Genomic DNA, 23,533 nt, shown 5'->3' with positions numbered 1-23,533 from the left:
CGGTCGGCCGGGGACGATGAGGTGGGGTAACCATGAACGCGCCGTACGACGGTGACCGCGGCCAGGGCGCGGGCGGCCCGGCGCCGTCCGGTGGGACGCCCGCGGTGCCTCCCGGCGCCGGCCACCCGCCGGTGCCGTCCCCCCAGGGACAGGACCCCTACGCCCAGGACCCGCAGGGCCAGGACCCCTACGCGCAGAACCCGTACGTCCAGGACCCCTACGTCCAGGACGCCTACGCCCACGACCCGTACCGGGCCCAGGACATGTCCGCGCAGGACCCGGTGACCGAGGCGCTCTACGACCGCGCCGCGCACCCGCCGCCCCCGCCCGGCACCTACCAGGACCCGAACGCGCTCTACCAGCAGCCCGCCGCGCCGCAGCACGCCCCCGACCCCCGGGTGTGGGCGCAGACCCCGGCGCCCGAGCCGGACGGCCCCTCCCGCCACCTGCCGTACGGCGACGACGCGCGCACGGTCCAGTTCACCGGCGTCGACGACCTGGTGACCCGGGCCGGTGAGGAGGCGCCCGAGCCGGACGCGTTCGCGCACCTCTACCGGGACCAGCAGGCGCCCGGGCAGGTGCCCCCGCCCACTTCGGAGCCGGACCCGCTGCCCGCGCCCGCCCCCAAGAAGTCCGGCCGTGCCTCCGGACTGCTGAAGTCGAGCGCGGTGATGGCGGCCGGCACCCTGGTCTCCCGTCTGACCGGCTTCGTCCGCAGCCTGGTGATCACCGGAGCGCTCGGCGCGGCCCTGCTCGGCGACACCTTCACCATCGCCTACACCCTGCCGACGATGATCTACATCCTCACCGTCGGCGGTGGCCTCAACTCGGTCTTCGTCCCCCAGCTCGTCCGGTCGATGAAGAACGACGAGGACGGCGGCGAGGCCTACGCCAACCGTCTGCTCACCCTGGTCATGGTGGCGCTCGGCATCATCGTGGCCCTGGCCGTCTTCGCGGCGCCGCTGTTGATCCGGCTGATGTCGAACACCATCGCCGACGACGCCGCGGCCAACAGTGTGGCCGTGACCTTCGCCCGCTACTGCCTGCCCACGATCTTCTTCATGGGCGTGCACGTGGTGATGGGACAGATCCTCAACGCCCGCGGCAAGTTCGGCGCGATGATGTGGACCCCGGTCCTCAACAACATCGTCATGATCGTCACCTTCGGCCTGTTCATCTGGGTCTACGGCACCTCGGCCGAGTCCCACATGGGCGTGCAGACCATCCCGGACGAGGGCATCCGCCTGCTCGGCGTCGGCACCCTGCTCGGCCTCGTCGTCCAGGCCCTGGCGATGATCCCGTACCTGCGCGAGACGGGCTTCCGCTTCCGTCCCCGCTTCGACTGGAAGGGCCACGGGCTCGGCAAGACGGTCAAGCTGGCCAAGTGGACCGTCCTCTTCGTCCTCGCCAACCAGGCGGGCGTCCTGGTCGTCACCCAGCTCGCCACCGCCGCCGGCGAGGAGTCCGGGAAGAACGGCGCGGGCTTCCTCGCCTACTCCAACGCCCAGCTGATCTGGGGCATGCCGCAGGCCATCATCACGGTCTCCGTCATGGCCGCGCTGCTGCCGCGGATCTCCCGCGCCGCCCACGACGACGACCCCGGCGCCGTCCGGGACGACATCTCGCAGGGCCTGCGGAACTCGGCCGTCGCGATCGTCCCGGTCTCCTTCGCCTTCCTGGCGCTCGGCGTCCCGATGTGCACCCTGCTCTACGCCTCCAGCGGCGTCGAGGCCGCCCAGGGCATGGGCTTCATCCTGATGGCCTTCGGCCTCGGCCTGATCCCCTACTCCGTCCAGTACGTCGTGCTCCGCGGCTTCTACGCCTACGAGGACACCCGGACGCCCTTCTACAACACGGTGATCGTCGCCGCCGTCAACGCGGCCGCCTCGGCGGTCTGCTACGTCGTCCTGCCCGCCCAGTGGGCGGTCGTCGGCATGGCCGCCTCGTACGGGCTCGCCTATGCCGTGGGCGTCGGCATCGCGTGGCGCCGGCTCAGCAAGCGCCTGGGCGGCGACCTGGACGGCACCCACGTGATGCGGACCTACGCACGCCTCTGCATGGCCTCCGTGCCCGCCGCGCTCGTCGCCGGCGCCGTCGGCTTCGGTCTGCTGAAGCTGCTGGGCGAGGGCGCCCTGGGCTCGCTCGCCGCCCTCGTGGTCGGCGGGGCGGCGCTCCTCGGCGTCTTCTTCGTCGCGGCGAAGCGCATGCGGATCGCGGAGCTCAACAGCCTGGTGGGCATGGTCCGCGGACGTCTGGGACGCTGAACCATCGGTCCCGCACAACCATCGGCGGGAACCGCGTGTCGTGCATAGCGTCCGACTGTGGGCACAATTGGCTTGGCTGTTGGATGTGGCGCAACGGATGGGGAGGCAGGAACGACGGTGGCGGAACGTAGCACGGCTGCCGTCGACGTGGCCGACAACAGCGGTGACGATCCGCTGACCGCCAAGGCGGACACGGCCGCGACCGACGGGGTGGCGGAAGAGCAGAAGACGGCGGAGAAGACCGCCGAGGCCACGGAGAGCAAGGCGGTCGAACGACAGAGCGGCGAACAGCCACCCATCACGGCACCCGAGCTGCACAGCGGCCACAAACTGGCCAGACGCTATCGGCTGGAGGAGTGCGTCACCCGTCTGGACGGGTTCAGCAGCTGGCGCGCCGTCGACGAGAAGCTGCGCCGCGCGGTCGGCGTCCACCTGCTGCCGGCCGACCACCCCAGGGCCCGGTCGGTCCTGGCCGCGGCCCGCTCCTCGGCCCTCCTCGGCGACCCCCGCTTCGTCCAGGTCCTCGACGCCGTCGAGGAGAACGACCTCGTGTACGTCGTGCACGAGTGGCTGCCCGACTCCACCGAGCTGACCGCGCTGCTCGCGGCCGGCCCCCTGGAGCCCCACGACGCGTACCAGCTCGTCAGCCAGGTCTCCCAGGCCATGGCCGCAGCCCACCGCGAGGGCCTCGCGCACCTCCGGCTGACCCCGAGCGCCGTCCTGCGGAGCTCCACCGGCCAGTACCGGATCCGCGGCCTCGCCGTGAACGCAGCCCTGCGCGGCATCACCGCCGAGCGCCCGCAGCGCAGCGACACCGAGGCCATCGGCGCCCTGCTGTACGCCGCGCTCACCCAGCGCTGGCCGTACGAGAACGACGCCCACGGCCTCTCCGGCCTCCCGAAGGGCGTCGGGCTGCTCCCGCCCGACCAGGTGCGCGCGGGCGTCCACCGCGGCCTCGCGGAGATCGCCATGCGCGCCCTCGCGAACGACGGGGCCACCGCCTCGCGTCAGGAGCCGCCCTGCACCACCCCGGACGAGCTGGCCAAGGCCGTGGCGGCGATGCCCCGCGTCAAGCCGCCGGAGCCGGAGTTCACCGCCCCGCCCGAGTACCAGCACACGACGTACCAGCAGGGCACCTACGGACGCCCCCAGCCGCGTCCCCCGGTCACCCAGCCGGTCATCGTCCCGCCGCCCCCGCTGCAGAGCCGCACCGGCAAGGCGATGAAGTGGGCCGTGTCGGCCCTCCTCATCGCCGCCCTGGGCCTCGGCAGCTGGCAGATCGCGGACCGGCTGCTCGCGCCGGAGCCCACGGACGAGACCCCCATAGTGCAGCCTTCGGTCGACGAGAAGCCCGCGCCCCCGAAGCCGATCGCCATCTCGTCCGCCGAGGACTTCGACCCGCCCCCCGGGGGCAACGGCGAGGAGTACCCGGAGGCCGTGGCGAACGCGTTCGACGGTGACCCGAGCACCTTCTGGCACACCAAGAACTACGCCAGCGCCGACCTCGGCAACCAGAAGCCCGGCGTCGGGATCGTGCTGGACCTGGGCTCGTCCCAGAAGGTCAGCGAGGTCGACCTGTCGCTCGTGGGGCGCACCTCGGTGGAGATCCGCACGGCGGCCGCCGGGGCCTCCTCGGCGCCCTCCACGGCCGACGGGTTCACCACTCAGGCGTCCGATACCGGCAGCGATCTGAAGCTGAAGCTCACCAAGCCGGTCACGACCCGCTACGTTCTGGTCTGGCTGACAGAGCTGCCCCTCACCGACGGCGAGTACCGCGGCCAGCTGGCCGAAGTGAAGGTCATGGGCTGACGACGCTGGGGAGGGGCTCACCGTTGGACCGACCGACAGACGACACCACGGACGACCGGGAACTCCTGGAACGCCATGTCGCCGGGGACCCGGACGCCTTCGGTGAGCTCGTCCGCCGTCACCGCGACCGCCTGTGGGCGGTCGCGGTGCGGACGCTCGGCGACCGCGAGGAGGCCGCCGATGCCGTCCAGGACGCTCTGATCTCCGCCTTCCGGGCCGCCCACACCTTCCGCGGGCAGTCGGCCGTCACGACCTGGCTCCACCGCATCACGGTGAACGCCTGTCTCGACCGCGCGCGCAAGGCCGCCTCCCGCAAGACCTCGCCCGTCGACGACACCGACCGCTTCGAGCAGCTCCTCGACCCCCATGAGTCGGCCGAGGCGCCCGTGGAGCGTCAGGACCTCCACCGCCAGCTGCTCTCCGCGCTCGACGCGATCCCCGAGGACCAGCGGGCCGCCCTCGTCCTGGTCGACATGCAGGGATACCCCGTCGCCGAGGCGGCCCGTATCCTCGGCGTCCCCACCGGGACCGTGAAGAGCCGCTGCGCACGCGGGCGGGCACGCCTCCTTCCGATGGTCACTCATCTGCGCGCCGACACCGTGGGTAACGAGGCCGCCGAAGGGGGAAGGAACCGGACGCCGGGGACATCCGTCCCACAGGTGCCGGGGCCGACGGATACCGGACCGACAGATCCAGCTGCTGTGAAGGGCGGAGGTGGGCGCACGTGACTTCCACGGCCGGCAGGGCCGACACCACACAGCACCCGGACGTCTCGGAGATCTCCGATCTGACCGAGGGACTGCTCTCGCCGACCCGTTCGGCCGCCGTACGACGGCACCTGGACGGCTGTCCTCTCTGCGCCGACGTGCGGTCCTCCCTGGAGGAGATCCGGGGCCTGCTCGGCACCCTGCCGGGACCGCCCCGCATGCCCGCCGAGATCGCCGGACGGATCGATGCCGCCCTGGCCGCCGAAGCCCTCCTCAACGCCACCTCGCCGGAGCGCGACGCCCCCGTTTCACGTGAAACATCGCGCTCCTCCGCCGAGGTGGCCGAGACCGCTCCTCCCGCAGCGCCCCACCCGGCCGCGGACCGTCCCGCCGGACGCCCCCGGGCCGGCACCGGACCCGGGCGCCCCCGAAAGCCCCGCCGACGCCGGATCGCACTGCTCTCCACACTCGGTGCCGCCTTCGGAGCCATGGTGCTCGGAACGAGCCTGTACCTCAGCCAGGCGGGCAACCTCACCGCAGGCAGCGCGGGCGAGGACACCAAGAAGGCCGACACCGTCGCGGGCGCCACCCTCAGCCCCTTCTCCGGCGCACCCGTCGAGGACCGCGTCCACGCCCTCCTCACCGAGAACCGCTCGCCCAAGACCCCCCAGGGGATCGGGCCCGAATCCATGTCCGCCGAATCCGGTGGCGACACGCCCCAACGCCACAGCGACAACGCCGTTCCCGGCTGTGTCCTGGCAGGCACCGGCCGTAGCGACGGCGTACTCGGCTACGAGAAGGGCGAATACCAGGGCACCCCCGCCTATCTGGTCGTCCTGACGGACCCGACGGACAGCACACGGGTCCGGGCCTACGTCCTCGACGCCTCCTGCGCCCAGCGGCCCACGGAGAGCGGAAGCCCGGCCGCCGACCTCCTCCTCAGCACGACGTACCCTCGCTCCTGACCTCTCTCCACGCCCGGCCACGGTGCCGCGCGGCGGTCTCGGGAATGCACGCCCCTTAGGATCCGTTGGGTGGGGTGAGAGCGACCGAGACAACCGCCCCCGTAGGCAGTGGCAGTCTGCAGAGACGAGGAAGAAACCCGTGAGCGACGTCCGTAACGTGATCATCATCGGCTCCGGTCCCGCGGGTTACACCGCTGCGCTCTACACGGCCCGAGCGTCGCTGAAGCCTCTGGTCTTCGAGGGTGCCGTCACCGCCGGTGGCGCCCTCATGAACACCACCGAGGTCGAGAACTTCCCCGGTTTCCGTGACGGGATCATGGGCCCGGACCTGATGGACAACATGCGGGCCCAGGCCGAGCGCTTCGGCGCCGAGCTGGTCCCGGACGACGTCATCGCCGTGGACCTGACGGGTGACATCAAGACCGTCACCGACACCGCCGGCACCGTGCACCGCGCGAAGGCCGTGATCGTCACCACCGGCTCCCAGCACCGCAAGCTCGGCCTCCCCAACGAGGACGTGCTCTCCGGCCGTGGCGTCTCTTGGTGCGCCACCTGCGACGGGTTCTTCTTCAAGGACCAGGACATCGCCGTCGTCGGCGGCGGCGACACCGCGATCGAGGAGGCCACCTTCCTCTCGCGCTTCGCCAAGTCCGTCACGATCGTCCACCGCCGGGACACCCTGCGCGCCTCCAAGGCCATGCAGGAGCGCGCCTTCGCCGACCCGAAGATCTCGTTCGCCTGGGACAGCGAGGTCACCGAGATCCACGGCGAGCAGAAGCTCAGCGGTCTGACCCTGCGTGACACGAAGACCGGCGCGACCCGCGAGCTCCCCGTCACCGGCCTCTTCATCGCCGTCGGCCACGACCCGCGGACCGAGCTCTTCAAGGGCCAGCTGGACCTGGACGAGGAGGGCTACCTCAAGGTCGCCGCCCCGTCGACGCGCACGAACCTCACGGGTGTCTTCGGCGCCGGTGACGTCGTCGACCACACCTACCGTCAGGCCATCACGGCCGCCGGCACCGGCTGCTCCGCCGCACTCGACGCCGAGCGCTTCCTGGCCGCCCTCGCCGACAGCGAGAAGCTGGCCCAGACCCCCGCGGTCTGACCCCTGTCTCTCCCCACCTCACACCCCGCGAAATAAGGAGGCCGCCGTGGCCGGCGCCCTGAAGAACGTGACCGACGCAGACTTCGAGGAAGTCGTCCTCAAGAGCGACAAGCCCGTCCTCGTGGACTTCTGGGCTGCCTGGTGCGGCCCGTGCCGTCAGATCGCCCCGTCGCTGGAGGCCATCGCCTCCGAGCACGGCGAGATCGAGGTCGTGAAGCTCAACATCGACGAGAACCCGGGCACGGCCGCCAAGTACGGCGTCATGTCGATCCCGACGCTCAACGTCTACCAGGGCGGCGAGGTCGTGAAGACCATCGTCGGCGCCAAGCCGAAGGCCGCCATCCTGCGCGACCTGGACCCCTTCATCGACGCGACCAAGGTCTGACACCTCGCGCGCGTTTCACGTGAAACGGCCCGCCCCCTGTCCGGGGGCGGGCCGTTTCCGTCTTCGGAGCTAGAGGGGCCGTAGCGCGGGCTCCTTCTGCACGGCGCCGAGCAGACGGTCCAGGGCCATCTCGACGTCCTCCTTCCAGGAGAGCGTCGTCCTGAGCTCCAGCCTCAACCGGGGGAAGGCGTGGTGCGGACGGACGGTCTTGAAGCCCACCGCGAGGAGATGATCGGCCGGCAGCACACAGGCCGGCTCCTTCCACCGGGCGTCCCCGAACGCCTCGATCGCCTTGAAGCCCCGCCTCATCACGTCCTTGGCGACCGTCTGCACCATCACCCGCCCGAGGCCCTGCCCCTGATAGCCCGGCATGAGCCATGCCGTCATCAGCTGGACGGCGTCCGCCGCCACGGGGCTCGTCGGGAAGGCCGTCGAGCGCGGCACATAGGCCGGGGGAGCGTAGAGGACGTAGCCGACCGGGACTTCGTCGACGTAGACCACCCGGCCACAGGAGCCCCACTCCAGCAGAACGCCCGAGATCCAGGCCTCCTTCTCCAGCTCCGGGCGCCCCGCCTTCACCGCCGCCTCGCCGCTGACCGGGTCGAGCTCCCAGAAGACACAGGAGCGACACCGTTTGGGGAGATCCGGAAGGTTGTCCAGGGTGAGCGGTACGAGCCGACGCCCCACGGCTGCTCCTCGTTTCCCTCGCCATCGAGCACGGATACGCCTCTCGGAATCGTATCGATCGGGCGATCGGGGCGATACCGCTCACAGGCAAAGGGCGGGCCGTGTTCCGGTGAAGACCGGAACACGGCCCGCCCTGAGCGGTCTCGGCGAGCGGGGAGAGGGATCAGCCCTCGGCGTCCTGTTCCGCGTCCGTGCGGCCCAGCACCCGACCCTCGCCGGGAGCGAGGGTCGAGAGGATCCGCTCCAGGTCGTCCATCGAGGCGAACTCGACGACGATCTTGCCCTTCTTCTGCCCCAGGTCGACCTTCACGCGGGTCTCGAAGCGGTCCGAGAGCCGCGTGGCGAGGTCCGTCAGCGCGGGTGAGACCCGGGCACCGGCACGCGGCCCCTTCGGCTTGGCCGCCCACGCGGGCTCCTCGGAACCCATGAGGCTCACGATCTCCTCGACGCTGCGCACCGAGAGGCCTTCGGAGACGATCCGATACGCCAGCTTGTCCTGCGACTCCGGGTCCTCCACACCGAGCAGAGCCCGTGCGTGTCCGGCGGAGAGCACTCCGGCGGCGACCCGGCGCTGCACCGGCAGGGAGAGCCGCAGCAGACGCAGCGTGTTGGAGATCTGCGGGCGGGACCGACCGATCCGCTCCGCCAGCTGGTCATGGGTGCAGCCGAAGTCCTTGAGCAGCTGCTCGTAGGCGTGGGCCTCCTCGATCGCGTTCAGCTGGGCCCGGTGAAGGTTCTCCAGGAGCGCGTCCAGGAGCATCTTCTCGTCGTCGGTGTCCCGGACGATCGCCGGGATCCGCTCAAGGCCCGCCGTCGTCGAAGCCCGCAGACGACGCTCACCCATGACGAGCTCGTAGCGGTCGGCCTCGATCTTGCGCACGACCACGGGCTGGAGCAGGCCGACCTCCTTGATGGAGGTGACGAGCTCCGCCAGCGCGTCCTCGTCGAAGACCTCACGCGGCTGGTGCCGGTTGGGAACGATCGCGTCGATCGGAAGCTCGGTGAAGTAGGCCCCACCCGGAGCCTCCGGCACGACCGTCGGCTCGGGTTCGTTCCACGTCGGGGACGACTCCGGGGCCTGCGGGCTCCGCGGCAGCGTCGTCAGCTTCGCGGCGGCCACCCCGCGCTCCACCGGTCGTTCCTGGGGAGCAGCGGGGATCAGCGCACCGAGCCCACGCCCCAATCCCCTACGTCGCTCACTCACTGGATCCCCTCCGACATGCTGCGCTGGTTGTTCTGGTGCCCCACATGGGCGTGCTGCGGGTCGTAGTGCACGGCGGCCCCCCGCAGGGCGATCTCACGCGCCGCTTCGAGATACGACAGGGCCCCGCTGGAGCCCGGGTCGTAGGTGAGGACCGTCTGACCGTAGCTCGGCGCCTCCGAGATGCGGACGGACCTCGGAATGCTGGTCCGCAGCACCTCCTCGGCGAAGTGGCTGCGCACCTCGTCGGCGACCTGCGAGGCGAGCCTCGTCCTGCCGTCGTACATGGTGAGCAGGATCGTCGAGACGTGGAGCGCCGGGTTGAGGTGCCCTCGTACCAGGTCGACGTTCCGCAGGAGCTGTCCGAGTCCCTCCAGCGCGTAGTACTCGCACTGGATCGGGATCAGCACCTCTGCGCCCGCCACCATGGCGTTGACCGTGAGGAGACCGAGCGAGGGCGGGCAGTCGATCAGGATGTAGTCCAGCGGCTGCTCATAGGCCTGGATCGCCCGCTGCAGGCGGCTCTCACGCGCCACCAGGGACACCAGCTCGATCTCCGCGCCGGCCAGGTCGATGGTGGCCGGGGCGCAGAAGAGGCCCTCCACGTCCATGACCGGCTGCACCACGTCGGAGAGCGGCTTGCTGTCCACCAGGACGTCGTAGATCGAGGGAACCTCGGCGTGGTGGTCGATGCCGAGCGCCGTCGACGCGTTGCCCTGCGGGTCCAGGTCGATGACCAGGACGCGAGCACCGTGCAGCGCGAGGGAGGCGGCAAGGTTGACCGTCGTGGTCGTCTTGCCCACGCCGCCCTTCTGGTTGGCGACCACCATCACACGCGTCTGGGCCGGGCGGGGAAGTCCCTCACCGGCACGACCCAGCGCCTCTACTGCCAGCTGGGCAGCACGACCGATGGGGGTGTCGTCCATCGGGGGCGGTGTTTCACGTGAAACATCCTCCCCCACCGATTCGGTTCGGGGACCGGGGACCGGATCGGTCATCGGTCCCGCGATGTTGGCGTCGGACCGCAAGGATTCACTCTCCTCGGCTTCAGGCTCGCGATGAGGAGAGCCTGCCATGCTTTCGGGGTCACGAACCAGCGAGGTCGGTGGTTGTGTGGGTGAATCCACCTCTGTGGACAACTCCGTAACCCTCACGGGTGGCTTCACGCGGGGTCGACGGTCCCGGGGCGTGGCAGCCGCGCGACCGCGGCTGATGATCCCCTGCAGCAGTGAGCGACGTTTCACGTGAAACACCATGCCGCCGCCGCGCGGCCGGAACCGTTCGACACTCCGAAATGGTACGTATGCGACGCTCAGCGGCGCCGACGGGTCTTGCTCGTCCGGGCGGCCTTGGCCCGCTTGGCCGCGAACCGCACACCGCCGGGGCTCTCCCCGACCTCCACCCGCACGACCGTGGACAGCGGATCGACGACGCCCTCGCCCACCTGAAGCACCGAGGTCTCCACCACGCCGAGCCGGGAGAGCGCGGCGCGAGCACCGTCGATCTCCTCCTGCGCGGTGTCGCCCTTGAGCGCCAGCATCTCTCCGTACGGGCGCAGCAGGGGAACGCCCCAGCCGGCCAGCCGGTCGAGCGGGGCCACCGCACGGGCGGTCACCACGTGCACGGGCGTGATCTTGCCGAGCATCTCCTCCGCGCGTCCCCGCACCACGGTGACGTGGTCGAGGCCGAGCAGCTCGACGACCTCCTGGAGGAAGTTCGTCCTGCGCAGGAGGGGCTCCAGGAGCGTGATCTTCAGATCGGGCCGGACCAGGGCCAGGGGGATGCCGGGCAGACCGGCGCCCGAGCCCACGTCGCAGACGGTGACGCCCTCGGGGACGACCTCCGAGAGGACGGCGCAGTTCAGCAGGTGACGCTCCCAGAGACGGGGCACCTCGCGCGGGCCGATGAGGCCGCGCTTCACACCCGCGTCCGCGAGCAGCTCCGCGTACCGCACGGCCTCCGGGAAGTACTCGCCGAAGACTGTCCGCGCCTGCTCCGGCGCCTCGGGGAGCTCCGCTGCCTCCGTCACGGGAACCGTCCTTCCGTACCGCACGCCTCGCGTGCGAGCGCACTGTGGTGGCTGACTATCAAGGCTGACAAAGATCGGCCCCGCCTGCGAACAGACGGGGCCGACACTACGTGAGGGGTCAGGCCGGGAGCACAACGACGAAGCGCTGCGGCTCCTCGCCCTCGGACTCGCTGCGCAGACCGGCGGCGGCGATCGCGTCGTGCACGACCTTGCGCTCGAACGGCGTCATCGGGTCCAGCTTGACCGGCTGGCCGGTGGACTTCACCTCGGCCGCGGCCTTGGCACCCAGCTCGGCGAGCTCGGCGCGCTTCTTGGCCCGGAAGCCGGCGATGTCGAGCATCAGTCGGCTGCGGTCACCGGTCTCGCGGTGCACCGCGAGGCGCGTCAGCTCCTGGAGCGCCTCCAGGACCTCCCCGTCGCGGCCCACGAGCTTCTGCAGGTCGCGGCTGCCGGAGTCGCTGATGATCGAGACCGCGGCCCGGTCCGCCTCGACGTCCATGTCGATGTCGCCGTCGAGGTCGGCGATGTCGAGCAGACCCTCGAGGTAGTCGGCCGCGATCTCACCCTCCTGCTCCAGGCGGGTCAGGGTGTCGCCACCCTCGGCGGCGGCGGAGGTGGTGCCTTCCGTCACGGATGGACTCCTTCTTGCTTCTGGGAGGCTTACTTCTTGGAGGACGGGTGCTTGGGCCGCTGCTGACCCTTGCGCTGCCCCTGGCCGGACTTGCCCTGACGCGAGCCGCCGGAGTTGGCGCGGCTTCCACGCGGGGGCTTGTCGCCCTGCGTCTCGGCCTTGGCCTCGGTGACAGCCGGACCCTGGGGCTTCTTCTCGAGCGAGGTGGTCGCCTCTGCGGCGGCCGGCTCGGAACCTTCCTCGGAGTCCTTCACCACGGGCTGCTGGGCCGCGGAGGCCTGGCGCTGGGACTTGGTCTGGCGCTTGGGCTGCTGGCGCCTGGCGGCGGCACCGCCCTCCGCCTCGGCCACGATCGTGTCGCTCTTGATCACGGTGCCGTCCGCCTGAGCGGCGAAGCCGGCCTTGGACAGGCCGCCGAAGAAGCGGCGCTCGTTCTCGTTGCGGTCGCTGCCCTTGGCGACGATGACCTTGACGACGTTCTTCCGGCGACGACCCTTGACCTCACCGCTGTGCGTGATGCTCTTCAGCAGGCGCTGGAGGTAGGCGTCCTGGGCCTTGCTGCCCGGCGTCGGGTTCTGGTTGATCACGTACATCTGCTGGCCCATGGTCCACACGTTGGTGGTCAGCCAGTAGATGAGGACACCGACGGGGAAGTTGATGCCCATGCCGGCGAAGATCAGCGGGAAGATGTACATGAGCATCTTCTGCTGCTGCATGTACGGGGTCTTCACCGAGAGGTCGACGTTCTTCATCATCAGCTGGCGCTGGGTGAAGAACTGCGAGGCCGACATCATCACGATCATGACCGCGGTGACGATGCGGACCGACGTGATCGAGGCGTCGAGAGCGGCGACCTCAGCGGCGGTGTCCGTGAACTTCGAGGCGAGCGGGGCGCCGAAGATGTGGGCCTGACGGGCGCTGGCGAGCAGCGGGCCGTCGATGACGCCGATCTCCTTGCCCGAGGCGATCGCGGAGAGCACGTGGTACAGGGCGAAGAAGAACGGGGACTGCGCCAGGATGGGAAGGCACGAGGAGAGCGGGTTGGTGCCCGTCTCCTTGTACAGCTTCATCATCTCTTCGGACTGGCGCTGCTTGTCGCTCTTGTAGCGCTCCTGGATCGCCTTCATCTTCGGCTGGAGCGCCTGCATGTTCCGCGTCGACTTGATCTGCTTCACGAAGAGCGGGATCAGGCAGATACGGATCAGCACCACGAGGGACACGATGGACAGGCCCCAGGCCCAGCCCGTGTCGGGGCCGAAGATCGCCCCGTACACCTTGTGGAACTGGACGATGACCCAGGAAACGGGCCAGGTGATGAAGCTGAACAGACTGGCAATCGTGTCCACTAATCAGGCTCCTTGAGCATTGGGCGAGGTCTCGGCGGCCGGGCTCGTCTCGGTGGGGGACCCGCCCTTGTCACCGCGCAGCGCGTTCCGCAGCATCTCGTGCCAGCGGGGACGCTTGCGCGGGGGGACGTGATCCACGCCGCCGGGCGACCACGGGTTGCACCGCAGGAGGCGCCAGGCGGTCAGGGCCGTGCCCTTGATCGCGCCATGCCGGTCGATGGCCGTGAATCCGTAGTGGGAACACGACGGGTAGTACCGGCAGACGGGGCCCAGAAGAGGGCTGATCGTCCACTGGTACAGCTTGATGAGAGCCAGCAGCGGGTACTTCATCGCGTGCCCCCTCCCAGCAGCCGCTGGAGAGCGGCGTCCAGGTCTCGGGCCAGCTGTGCGTGGTCGGCGTCGCCGGCTCCGGGCAACGCCCGTACGACCACCAGGCTACCGGGGGGCAGCTCGGAGAGACGGTCGCGGACGAGATGGCGCAGACGTCGCTTCACCTGGTTGCGTACGACCGCACCGCCCACGGCCTTGCTCACGACGAAACCCGCACGCGTCGGGGGAGCGCTCTCCCCAGGCGCGTGCGGGTTCGTTGCACCGCTGCGTAGGTGGACGACGAGGAGCGGGCGACCGGCCCGGCGACCTCGGCGTACCGCGGTTGCGAAGTCCTCGCGCCGCCTCAGCCGATTCTCGGTAGGCAGCACGTCATGACCTGTTTAAGCGGATCAGGCGGACAGCGCCGAGCGACCCTTGGAACGGCGGTTCGCAAGGATGGCGCGACCGGCACGCGTACGCATGCGCAGGCGGAAGCCGTGGGTCTTGGCGCGACGACGGTTGTTCGGCTGGAAGGTGCGCTTGCTCACTCGGGGGCTCCAGAAATGATTCGTAGATGGCGGGACATCGCCTGGCTGTCACCGTGCGCCCACGAGTAGCTCGCAATACGCCCGAGTGCACCGCTACACGATCACTGACCGTGATCTTTGCCCATCGGAGGCAGGCGGCAGCAGCCATCGACAACTCGACCTGGTTACGGTACGCGCGGCTACGCCATCCGGTCAAACCGACCTGTCGCCACCCCCCATTGTGCACAGGCTGTGGACAACAACTTGAACCACGTCATCCGCCCCGACTACCGTGGACGACCTCCACAATCTTTATTCCGTTCTGTCCTCACCTGTCCTCGACGGATCCATCCTCACGGACTTCGACCCACCGTCCCCGCGCACCACACCGTCGGGGGACCTGCGAGAAAGCGTGCCCTGTGGCTGACGTACCTGCCGATCTTGCCGCAGTGTGGCCACGCGTCCTCGAGCAGCTCCTCGCCGAGGGACAACAGGGAATCGAGCCCAAGGACAAACAGTGGATCGAGCGCTGCCAGCCGCTCGCCCTGGTCGCGGACACGGCCCTGCTCGCCGTCCCCAACGAATGGGGCAAGCGGGTCCTGGAGGGCCGGCTCGCCCCGCTGATCAGCGAGACCCTGAGCCGTGAGTGCGGCCGGCCGATCCGGATCGCGATCACCGTCGACGACTCCGTCGGCGAGCCGACCCCGCCGGCGCCCCCGGCGCAGCCGCCGCAGCAGTCCCGCTACGACGAGCGCCCGCAGCCCGAGCCGTACGAGAAGTACGAGGGCTACGGCCATCGGCCCATGCCCGACGACGGGCTGCCCACCGCGCGCCCCGCCTATCCGGACTACCAGCAGCAGCGGCCCGACCCCGGCGCCTGGCCGCGCACCCAGGAGGACCTCTCCTGGCAGCAGCCGCGGCTCGGCGGCTACCAGGAGCGCGCCCCGTACACCGGACCGGAGCAGTCCCGCCAGACCCGCTACGGCGAGCCCGCCCGCGGCTACGAGCAGCAGCGGCCCGAGCGCGCCGAGCTGCCCGACCCGCAGAACCACGGCCCGCGTCCCGGCCCCCGCCCCGGCACCGCGGTCCCCGGACCGGGCGGCGTGCCGGGCGGCGGCCACGGCTCCCCGTCCTCCGGGCAGGGCGCCGGCGCGCCGGGTGAGCAGCACGCGCGGCTGAATCCCAAATACCTCTTCGACACGTTCGTCATCGGTTCCTCGAACCGGTTCGCGCACGCGGCCGCCGTCGCGGTGGCCGAGGCGCCGGCGAAGGCGTACAACCCGCTCTTCATCTACGGGGAGTCGGGTCTCGGCAAGACCCACCTGCTGCACGCGATCGGGCACTACGCGCGGAGCCTCTACCCGGGCACGCGCGTGCGCTACGTGAGCTCCGAGGAGTTCACCAACGAGTTCATCAACTCGATCCGCGACGGCAAGGGCGACGCCTTCCGCAAGCGCTACCGCGATGTGGACATCCTGCTCGTCGACGACATCCAGTTCCTGGCGAGCAAGGAGTCGACGCAGGAGGAGTTCTTCCACACCTTCAACACCCTGCACAACGCGAACAAGCAGATCGTGCTCTCCTCGGACCGGCCGCCCAAGCAGCTGGTCACCCTGGAGGACCGGCTCCGCAACCGCTTCGAGTGGGGCCTCACCACCGACGTGCAGCCGCCGGAGCTGGAGACGCGCATCGCGATCCTCCGCAAGAAGGCGGTCCAGGAGCAGCTCAACGCCCCGCCGGAGGTACTGGAGTTCATCGCGTCCCGGATCTCGCGGAACATCCGTGAGCTGGAGGGCGCGCTGATCCGGGTGACGGCCTTCGCGAGCCTCAACCGGCAGCCGGTGGACCTCGGACTCACCGAGATCGTCCTCAAGGACCTGATCCCCGGTGGCGAGGACAGCTCGCCGGAGATCACGGCTCCCGCGATCATGGCGGCCACGGCCGACTACTTCGGTCTGACGGTGGAGGACCTCTGTGGATCCTCGCGCAGCCGCGTCCTGGTGACGGCCCGGCAGATCGCCATGTACCTGTGCCGTGAGCTCACGGATCTGTCGCTGCCGAAGATCGGCGCGCAGTTCGGCGGCCGCGACCACACGACGGTGATGCACGCGGACCGGAAGATCCGTGCCCTGATGGCGGAGCGCCGCTCCATCTACAACCAGGTCACCGAGCTCACCAACCGCATCAAGAACGGCTGACGCCGGGTCACCAGGGCCTCTCGCACGGGCCTTCCGCGACCTCTCCAGGGCGCTCCGGGACACCTCCCGGGGCGCCCTTCGCCGTTCCCCGGGGCGCCCTTCGGCATTCCCACAGGCGTCCTCCGGCGTTCCCGGAGGTGCCTTCGCCGTTCCCCGGGGCGCCCTTCGGCATTCCCACAGGCGTCCTCCGGCGTTCCCAGAGGTGCCCTTCGCCGTCCCTGAGGGCGTCTTTCGCCGTTCCGCGGGGCGTCCCACGCCGCTCCTGGGGGCGTCCCTCGCCGGGACCGCCGTCCCCCACCGGCCCCGGCCTGTTCGATTCCCGCGTTCCGGTGGCAGGTTCTCCACAGATTGCGGGATGATCTCCCGTCCACAGGGTGGGGACCGCCAAGTTATCCGGATTGTGTCCACAGGTCTGCCTGGTGACAGCTCATCACTCCAGGTCAGACCCTTGTGGAATTGTTGGCAAACGATTTCCACAGCCTGTGGATGAATCCTTCGTCCACAGGGCGGCTCGAAGGTTGTCCACTGGGTGCCCACAGGGATGAGTCGGTTGCCCACAGCTTCTCCACACCGCTGTCCACTGTTCGGCAACGAAACACGTCTGCTCACTGAGACGAGTGAAAGCGGTCACACCAAGGGAGACGTTTGGGCTGTGGGGAACCTGGGGAAAGCTGGGGACAGCACTGGGGAGAACTCCCCGTGGCCTGTGTACCGGCTGTGCAGAACTTTCGAGTGTCCACAGAGACCCCTGGTTGTCCACGGGGTCCACCCACAGGGGCAGTGGACAAAAAACCGGGCCTGAGCTGGGGAAACGACGTTATCCACGGTTTCCACAGGCCCTACTACTACTCCCACATAGAGTTAGCCCGGAATTCGCTTCGAAGTGGGACCTGTGCACAACTCGGCGCCGGAGCTCCGTCGCGCTCTCGTCTCGACTTGACCCCGAGCAGCACCGAGTGTCGGTGGCGTGCGTCAGACTGGTTCCCGCAGTCGACGAAGAGCCAGCAACAGCAGGAGGCGGTTCCGGTGAAGATCCGGGTGGAGCGCGATGTACTCGCGGAGGCGGTGGCCTGGGTGGCCCGCAGCCTTCCGGCCCGTCCGCCGGCGCCCGTGCTCGCGGGCCTTCTCCTGAAGGCCGAGGACGGCGCCCTGAGCTTCTCGAGCTTCGACTACGAGGTCTCGGCGCGGGTCTCGGTCGAGGCCGAGGTGGAGGAGGACGGCACCGTCCTCGTCTCCGGCCGCCTGCTCGCCGACATCTGCCGCGCCCTCCCCAACCGCCCCGTGGAGATTTCCACAGACGGTGTACGGGCGACCGTGGTCTGCGGCTCCTCCCGCTTCACCCTCCACACACTGCCTGTGGAGGAGTACCCGGCGCTGCCGGAGATGCCCACCGCGACGGGCACCGTCCCCGGTGAGGTCTTCGCCTCCGCCGCCGCGCAGGTGGCCATCGCCGCCGGCCGTGACGACACGCTGCCCGTCCTCACCGGTGTGCGCATCGAGATCGAGGGCGACACGGTCACCCTGGCCTCCACCGACCGCTACCGCTTCGCGGTCCGCGAGTTCCTGTGGAAGCCGGAGTCCCCGGACGCCTCCGCGGTCGCCCTGGTGCCGGCGAAGACCCTCCTGGACACCGCCAAGGCGCTCACCAGCGGCGACACGGTGACCCTGGCGCTCTCGGGCTCCGGCAAGGGCGAGGGCGAGGGCCTCATCGGCTTCGAGGGCGCGGGCCGCCGCACCACCACCCGCCTCCTGGAGGGCGACCTCCCGAAGTACCGGACGCTCTTCCCCACCGAGTTCAACTCGGTCGCGGTGATCGAGACCGCCCCCTTCGTGGAGGCCGTGAAGCGCGTGGCCCTGGTGGCCGAGCGCAACACCCCGGTCCGGCTGAGCTTCGAGCAGGGCGTGCTGATCCTGGAGGCCGGCTCCAGCGACGATGCACAGGCTGTGGAGCGCGTGGACGCGCAGCTGGACGGCGACGACATCTCGATCGCCTTCAACCCGACCTTCCTGCTGGACGGCCTGAGCGCGATCGACTCCCCGGTCGCCCAGCTCTCCTTCACCACCTCCACGAAGCCGGCGCTGCTGAGCGGCCGGCCCGCGCTCGACGCGGAGGCGGACGAGGCCTACAAGTACCTGATCATGCCGGTGCGGCTGAGCGGCTGACGTCCGGCTGTCCGTGCCGGGGGTCCGGGGGTCGCCCCCGGGAGGCGCAGTATGCCGGTGCGGCTGAGCGGCTGAGACCTCTCGCCGAGGGGCGTCGCCTGAGCGGCCGACCCCACAGGTGTGCACCCGGGTCCGGGCGTAGGCTCGGACCCGGGTAAACCGCACACGACGCTTAAGGAATCTCTGATGGAGCTTGGTCTCGTCGGTCTCGGCAAGATGGGCGGCAACATGCGTGAGCGCATCCGCCGCGCAGGCCACACCGTCATCGGATACGACCGCAACCCGGACCTCGCGGATGTCCACAGCCTCGAAGAGCTTGTGGGCAAGCTCAAGGGACCGCGCGTCGTGTGGGTCATGGTCCCGGCCGGCGCCGCGACCCAGTCCACCATCGACGAGCTGGCCGAGCTGCTCTCCCCCGGCGACATCGTCGTGGACGGCGGGAACTCGCGCTGGACGGACGACGAGAAGCACGCCGAGGAGCTCGCCGCCAAGGGCATCGGCTTCGTCGACTGCGGCGTCTCCGGCGGCGTCTGGGGCCTGGAGAACGGCTACGCGCTGATGTACGGCGGCGACGCCGAGCACGTGGCGAAGGTCCAGCCGATCTTCGACGCGCTGAAGCCCGAGGGCGAGTTCGGCTCGGTCCACGCGGGCAAGGTCGGCGCCGGCCACTTCGCGAAGATGGTCCACAACGGCATCGAGTACGCGATGATGCAGGCCTACGCCGAGGGCTGGGAGCTCCTGGAGAAGGTCGACTCCGTCACCGACGTGCGCGAGGTCTTCCGCTCCTGGCAGGAGGGCACGGTCATCCGCTCCTGGCTGCTCGACCTCGCGGTGAACGCACTGGACGAGGACGAGCACCTGGACAAGCTGCGGGGCTACGCGTCGGACTCCGGCGAGGGCCGGTGGACGGTCGAGGCCGCCATCGACAACGCCGTCCCGCTGCCGGCGATCACCGCGTCGCTGTTCGCGCGGTTCGCCTCCCGTCAGGACGACTCCCCGCAGATGAAGATGATCGCCGCGCTGCGCAACCAGTTCGGCGGCCACGCGGTCGAGACGAAGAAGTAATCCACAGGCTGTGCACCCCGCGGTGCACAGCCGCCGGGGGAAGAAGGTCGGCGCCCACCATGCACGTCACGCACCTCTCGCTGGCCGACTTCCGCTCCTACGCCCGGGTCGAGGTCCCGCTCGACCCGGGCGTCACCGCTTTCGTGGGCGCGAACGGCCAGGGCAAGACCAATCTGGTCGAGGCCGTCGGCTACCTCGCCACCCTCGGCAGCCACCGCGTCGCCTCCGACGCCCCCCTCGTCCGCATGGGGGCGGAGCGCGCGGTCATCCGCGCCGCCGTCACCCAGGGGGAGCGCTCCCAGCTGGTCGAGCTGGAACTCAACCCGGGCCGCGCCAACCGTGCCCGCATCAACAGGTCCTCGCAGGTCAGACCGCGTGACGTGCTGGGGATCGTCCGGACCGTGCTGTTCGCCCCCGAGGACCTCGCCCTGATCAAGGGCGACCCCGGCGAGCGCCGGCGCTTCCTCGACGAGCTGATCACGGCGCGCACGCCGCGCATGGCGGGCGTGCGCTCCGACTACGAGCGCGTCCTCAAGCAGCGCAACACGCTCCTGAAGTCGGCGGCGATGGCCCGGCGGCACGGCGGCCGGGGCATGGACCTGTCCACCCTGGACGTGTGGGACCAGCACCTGGCCGGGGCGGGAGCCGAGCTGCTCGCCCAGCGGCTCGACCTCATCGCCGTGCTGCAGCCGCTCGCCGACAAGGCGTACGAGCAGCTCGCACCCGGCGGCGGACCGATCCTGCTGGAGTACCGCCCCTCCGCGCCGGGCGCCGGGCACACCCGCGAGGCGCTGTACGAGCAGCTGCTCGCCGCCCTCGCCGAGGTCCGCAAGCAGGAGATCGAGCGGGGCGTCACGCTCGTCGGCCCCCACCGGGACGAGCTGCTCCTGAAGCTCGGCGACCTCCCCGCGAAGGGGTACGCGAGCCACGGCGAGTCCTGGTCGTACGCGCTGGCGCTCCGCCTCGCCTCGTACGACCTGCTGCGCGCCGAGGGCAACGAACCGGTCCTCGTCCTCGACGACGTCTTCGCCGAGCTGGACGCGCGGCGGCGCGAGCGGCTCGCGGAGCTGGTGGCGCCGGGCGAGCAGGTGCTCGTCACGGCGGCGGTCGACGACGACGTGCCGGGCGTCCTCGCGGGCACCCGGTACGCCGTGTCCGGCGGGACGGTGGAGCGGGTATGACGGGGACGGGCGGACAGCGACCCCTCGACGAGCCGGCGGGGCCGGCCGGCCCCGCCGTGCCCGAGCCCTCGGGCGTCGACCTCGCCCGGGTCGCGCTGCGCGCCGCCAAGGAGCAGGCGAAGGCGCGGGGCGCGGCGGCGGCGCAGAAGAAGCAGGCCCGGCGCGGGGGCGGGCTGCGCTCCGGCGCGCGCGCCGACGGGCGCGATCCGATGGCGCTCGGCGCCGCGATCAACCGGCTGATCACCGAGCGGGGCTGGGAGACCCCGGCGGCGGTCGGCGGGGTCATGGGCCGCTGGCCGCAGATCGTCGGCGAGGACCTGGCGAAGCACTGCGTACCGCTGAAGTTCGACGACGAGCCGGACGCGCGGGTGCTGACGGTGCAGTGCGACTCGACGGCGTGGGCGACGCAGCTGCGGCTGCTCGCGCCGCGGCTGGTCGCGCGGCTGAACGAGGACCTCGGCCACGGGACCGTGCGGATGATCAAGGTGCTGGGGCCGGGGACGCCCCGGCGGGGGTACGGGCCGCTGCGGGCGCCGGGGTCCGTGGGGCCCGGGGACACCTACGGGTAACCCCGCGCGGGGCGGGGCGTGAGGGGCGCGGGCCCGTGCGCGGGGCGCCCCGCGGGCGGTGCTGTGCCCGCCCGTTCCGCCCGTCCGGAACGCATGCCCGCAACGGGGCGGACCGGTTGCCCACAACCGGTCACCGCCCGAAGCGCTGGGTGGCCGTCTGGGGCCTCTGGAGCCCCTATCCGGATATGGGGAGTCGTCTCGCTCCCGCTCAGGGCGGCACATGCGCATTCAGGTACCGGCAAACCCCCATGACTGTCGGCGCTACCGGTAGACTGGAAGACAATCCCGCCACCCTGCGGAACATGTCGAACGACGCAGCCGCTCCCGTATGCCCGGAGAACGGCTTGTGCTGTGCCAGAAAGGGCGCTTCGTGGCCGATTCCGGCAACCCCAACGAGAACAACCAGTACACCGCCAGCAACATCCAGGTCCTCGAAGGCCTGGATGCCGTGCGCAAGCGCCCTGGCATGTACATCGGCTCGACCGGTGAGCGCGGTCTGCACCACATGGTGCAGGAGGTCGTCGACAACTCGGTCGACGAAGCCCTGGCCGGTCACGCGGACACCATCGACGTGACGATCCTCGCCGACGGCGGCGTCCGCGTCGTCGACAACGGCCGCGGCATCCCCGTCGGCATCGTCGAGTCCGAGGGCAAGCCGGCCGTCGAGGTCGTGCTGACGGTCCTGCACGCGGGCGGCAAGTTCGGCGGCGGCGGCTACGCCGTCTCCGGCGGTCTGCACGGTGTCGGCGTGTCGGTCGTGAACGCCCTGTCCACCAAGGTCTCCGTCGAGATCAAGACGGACGGCCACCGCTGGACGCAGGACTACAAGATGGGCGTCCCCACCGCGCCCCTCGCCCAGCACGAGGAGACCTCCGAGACCGGCACCTCGGTCACGTTCTGGTCCGACCCGGACATCTTCGAGACGACCGAGTACTCCTTCGAGACGCTCTCGCGCCGCTTCCAGGAGATGGCCTTCCTCAACAAGGGCCTGACGATCACGCTCACCGACGAGCGCGAGTCCGCGAAGGCCACGGTGGGCGCCGACGACCCGGACGCCGAGGCCGCCGCCGAGCCGACCGCGCGCACGGTGACGTACCACTACGAGGGCGGCATCGTCGACTTCGTGAAGTACCTCAACTCGCGCAAGGGCGACCTGATCCACCCCACCGTCATCGACGTCGAGGCCGAGGACAAGGAGCGCCTGCTCTCGGTCGAGATCGCGATGCAGTGGAACTCCTCGTACAGCGAGGGCGTGTACTCCTTCGCGAACACGATCCACACCCACGAGGGCGGTACGCACGAGGAGGGCTTCCGCGCCGCGCTGACGACGCTCGTCAACAAGTACGCGCGCGAGAAGAAGCTGCTCCGCGAGAAGGACGACAACCTCACGGGCGACGACATCCGCGAGGGTCTGACCGCGATCATCTCGATCAAGCTCGGCGAGCCGCAGTTCGAGGGCCAGACCAAGACGAAGCTCGGCAACACCGAGGCGAAGACCTTCGTCCAGAAGGTCGTCTTCGAGCACCTCACGGACTGGTTCGACCGCAACCCGGTCGAGGCCGCGGACATCATCCGCAAGGGCATCACCGCCGCCACCGCGCGCGTGGCCGCGCGCAAGGCGCGCGACCTGACCCGCCGCAAGGGCCTCCTGGAGTCGGCGTCGCTGCCGGGCAAGCTCTCCGACTGCCAGTCGAACGACCCGTCCAAGTGCGAGATCTTCATCGTCGAGGGCGACTCCGCCGGCGGCTCGGCCAAGTCCGGCCGCAACCCGATGTACCAGGCCATCCTGCCGATCCGCGGCAAGATCCTGAACGTCGAGAAGGCGCGGATCGACAAGATCCTGCAGAACACCGAGGTCCAGGCGCTGATCTCCGCCTTCGGCACCGGCGTGCACGAGGACTTCGACATCGAGAAGCTCCGCTATCACAAGATCATCCTGATGGCGGACGCCGACGTCGACGGCCAGCACATCAACACCCTGCTGCTGACCTTCCTCTTCCGCTTCATGCGGCCGCTGGTCGAGGCCGGGCACGTCTACCTCTCCCGCCCGCCGCTCTACAAGATCAAGTGGGGCCGGGACGACTTCGAGTACGCCTACTCGGACCGGGAGCGGGACGCGCTCGTCGAGCTCGGCAAGCAGAACGGCAAGCGGATCCGCGAGGACTCGATCCAGCGCTTCAAGGGTCTCGGCGAGATGAACGCCGAGGAGCTGCGCGTCACCACCATGGACGTCGAGCACCGCGTGCTCGGCCAGGTCACCCTGGACGACGCCGCCCAGGCCGACGACCTGTTCTCGGTGCTGATGGGTGAGGACGTCGAGGCACGGCGCTCCTTCATCCAGCGCAACGCCAAGGACGTTCGCTTCCTCGACATCTGAGTCGGTCTCAGCTGA

21 protein-coding genes are annotated in these 23,533 nt (G+C 70.1%); 12 read left to right on the top strand and 9 right to left on the bottom strand.

What is annotated here, in order from left to right:
• The first annotated feature begins 32 nt into the window (after positions 1–32).
• From murJ to trxA, 6 genes are all read left to right on the top strand, one after another.
• A complete protein-coding gene (murJ, locus tag ACFYUZ_RS06800; RefSeq protein ID WP_389306795.1) occupies positions 33–2,264 on the top strand; it encodes a murein biosynthesis integral membrane protein MurJ in 2,232 nt (743 codons plus the stop codon).
• A 117-nt stretch (positions 2,265–2,381) separates the two neighbouring features.
• A complete protein-coding gene (locus ACFYUZ_RS06795; RefSeq protein ID WP_389306793.1) occupies positions 2,382–4,073 on the top strand; it encodes a serine/threonine protein kinase in 1,692 nt (563 codons plus the stop codon).
• Between the two features lie 23 nt (positions 4,074–4,096).
• The gene (sigM, locus tag ACFYUZ_RS06790; RefSeq protein WP_389306792.1) at positions 4,097–4,801 is read left to right on the top strand and encodes an RNA polymerase sigma factor SigM; all 705 of its coding nucleotides are present in this window, start codon (positions 4,097–4,099) and stop codon (positions 4,799–4,801) included.
• A complete protein-coding gene (locus ACFYUZ_RS06785; protein ID WP_389306791.1) occupies positions 4,798–5,745 on the top strand; it encodes an anti-sigma factor family protein in 948 nt (315 codons plus the stop codon). The genes sigM and ACFYUZ_RS06785 overlap by 4 nt, the downstream gene beginning before the upstream one ends.
• Positions 5,746–5,884: 139 nt before the next feature.
• Positions 5,885–6,850 (top strand): thioredoxin-disulfide reductase, encoded by a 966-nt coding sequence (trxB, locus tag ACFYUZ_RS06780; RefSeq protein WP_389306790.1) that lies wholly within the window; start codon positions 5,885–5,887, stop codon positions 6,848–6,850.
• A gap of 46 nt (positions 6,851–6,896) precedes the next feature.
• Entirely contained in the window at positions 6,897–7,235 is a 339-nt protein-coding gene (trxA, locus tag ACFYUZ_RS06775; RefSeq protein ID WP_389306788.1) for a thioredoxin, read from the top strand.
• A 69-nt stretch (positions 7,236–7,304) separates the two neighbouring features.
• Here the strand turns inward: trxA and ACFYUZ_RS06770 are convergent, their stop codons facing one another.
• The 9 genes from ACFYUZ_RS06770 to rpmH all read right to left on the bottom strand — a co-directional run bounded on the left by ACFYUZ_RS06770 (position 7,305) and on the right by rpmH (position 13,986).
• Complete coding sequence (locus ACFYUZ_RS06770) at positions 7,305–7,922, bottom strand: GNAT family N-acetyltransferase (protein WP_389306787.1); 618 nt, start codon at positions 7,920–7,922, stop codon at positions 7,305–7,307.
• 163 nt (positions 7,923–8,085) lie between these two features.
• Positions 8,086–9,126: a ParB/RepB/Spo0J family partition protein gene (locus ACFYUZ_RS06765; RefSeq protein WP_389306786.1), complete on the bottom strand. Its 1,041-nt coding sequence runs from the start codon at positions 9,124–9,126 to the stop codon at positions 8,086–8,088.
• Positions 9,123–10,199, bottom strand: coding sequence for a ParA family protein (locus ACFYUZ_RS06760; RefSeq protein WP_086828372.1), 1,077 nt, complete (start codon positions 10,197–10,199; stop codon positions 9,123–9,125). The genes ACFYUZ_RS06765 and ACFYUZ_RS06760 overlap by 4 nt, the downstream gene beginning before the upstream one ends.
• 236 nt (positions 10,200–10,435) lie before the next feature.
• Positions 10,436–11,152: a 16S rRNA (guanine(527)-N(7))-methyltransferase RsmG gene (gene rsmG / locus ACFYUZ_RS06755; RefSeq protein WP_123453573.1), complete on the bottom strand. Its 717-nt coding sequence runs from the start codon at positions 11,150–11,152 to the stop codon at positions 10,436–10,438.
• Between the two features lie 118 nt (positions 11,153–11,270).
• Positions 11,271–11,783, bottom strand: coding sequence for a protein jag (locus tag ACFYUZ_RS06750; RefSeq protein ID WP_389306784.1), 513 nt, complete (start codon positions 11,781–11,783; stop codon positions 11,271–11,273).
• A 29-nt stretch (positions 11,784–11,812) separates the two neighbouring features.
• Positions 11,813–13,129, bottom strand: a complete 1,317-nt coding sequence (gene yidC, locus ACFYUZ_RS06745; RefSeq protein ID WP_389306783.1) for a membrane protein insertase YidC — start codon at positions 13,127–13,129, stop codon at positions 11,813–11,815.
• Between the two features lie 3 nt (positions 13,130–13,132).
• Positions 13,133–13,459, bottom strand: a complete 327-nt coding sequence (yidD, locus tag ACFYUZ_RS06740; protein ID WP_030685785.1) for a membrane protein insertion efficiency factor YidD — start codon at positions 13,457–13,459, stop codon at positions 13,133–13,135.
• Entirely contained in the window at positions 13,456–13,827 is a 372-nt protein-coding gene (gene rnpA / locus ACFYUZ_RS06735; protein ID WP_389306782.1) for a ribonuclease P protein component, read from the bottom strand. The genes yidD and rnpA overlap by 4 nt, the downstream gene beginning before the upstream one ends.
• Positions 13,828–13,848: 21 nt before the next feature.
• Positions 13,849–13,986 (bottom strand): 50S ribosomal protein L34, encoded by a 138-nt coding sequence (gene rpmH, locus ACFYUZ_RS06730; protein ID WP_007265229.1) that lies wholly within the window; start codon positions 13,984–13,986, stop codon positions 13,849–13,851.
• Positions 13,987–14,384: 398 nt separating this feature from the next.
• Here rpmH and dnaA point away from each other — a divergent pair, with 398 nt between their 5' ends.
• From dnaA to gyrB, 6 genes are all read left to right on the top strand, one after another.
• Positions 14,385–16,163, top strand: a complete 1,779-nt coding sequence (gene dnaA, locus ACFYUZ_RS06725; RefSeq protein WP_389306781.1) for a chromosomal replication initiator protein DnaA — start codon at positions 14,385–14,387, stop codon at positions 16,161–16,163.
• Positions 16,164–17,189: 1,026 nt separating this feature from the next.
• Complete coding sequence (dnaN, locus tag ACFYUZ_RS06720) at positions 17,190–18,326, top strand: DNA polymerase III subunit beta (protein ID WP_389306779.1); 1,137 nt, start codon at positions 17,190–17,192, stop codon at positions 18,324–18,326.
• Positions 18,327–18,512: 186 nt separating this feature from the next.
• Positions 18,513–19,391: a phosphogluconate dehydrogenase (NAD(+)-dependent, decarboxylating) gene (gene gnd / locus ACFYUZ_RS06715; protein WP_389306778.1), complete on the top strand. Its 879-nt coding sequence runs from the start codon at positions 18,513–18,515 to the stop codon at positions 19,389–19,391.
• A gap of 59 nt (positions 19,392–19,450) precedes the next feature.
• A complete protein-coding gene (recF, locus tag ACFYUZ_RS06710) occupies positions 19,451–20,572 on the top strand; it encodes a DNA replication/repair protein RecF (RefSeq protein WP_389306777.1) in 1,122 nt (373 codons plus the stop codon).
• On the top strand, positions 20,569–21,141 hold the full coding sequence (locus tag ACFYUZ_RS06705; protein WP_389306776.1) for a DUF721 domain-containing protein: 573 nt from the start codon (positions 20,569–20,571) through the stop codon (positions 21,139–21,141). The genes recF and ACFYUZ_RS06705 overlap by 4 nt, the downstream gene beginning before the upstream one ends.
• A gap of 346 nt (positions 21,142–21,487) precedes the next feature.
• Positions 21,488–23,518: a DNA topoisomerase (ATP-hydrolyzing) subunit B gene (gene gyrB / locus ACFYUZ_RS06700; protein WP_389306775.1), complete on the top strand. Its 2,031-nt coding sequence runs from the start codon at positions 21,488–21,490 to the stop codon at positions 23,516–23,518.
• The last annotated feature ends 15 nt before the right edge of the window (positions 23,519–23,533 follow it).

It is taken from the genome of Streptomyces sp. NPDC004266, assembly GCF_042874095.1.
GTDB lineage: Bacteria > Actinomycetota > Actinomycetes > Streptomycetales > Streptomycetaceae > Streptomyces.
This window is presented reverse-complemented; position numbering and strand designations above follow the sequence as displayed.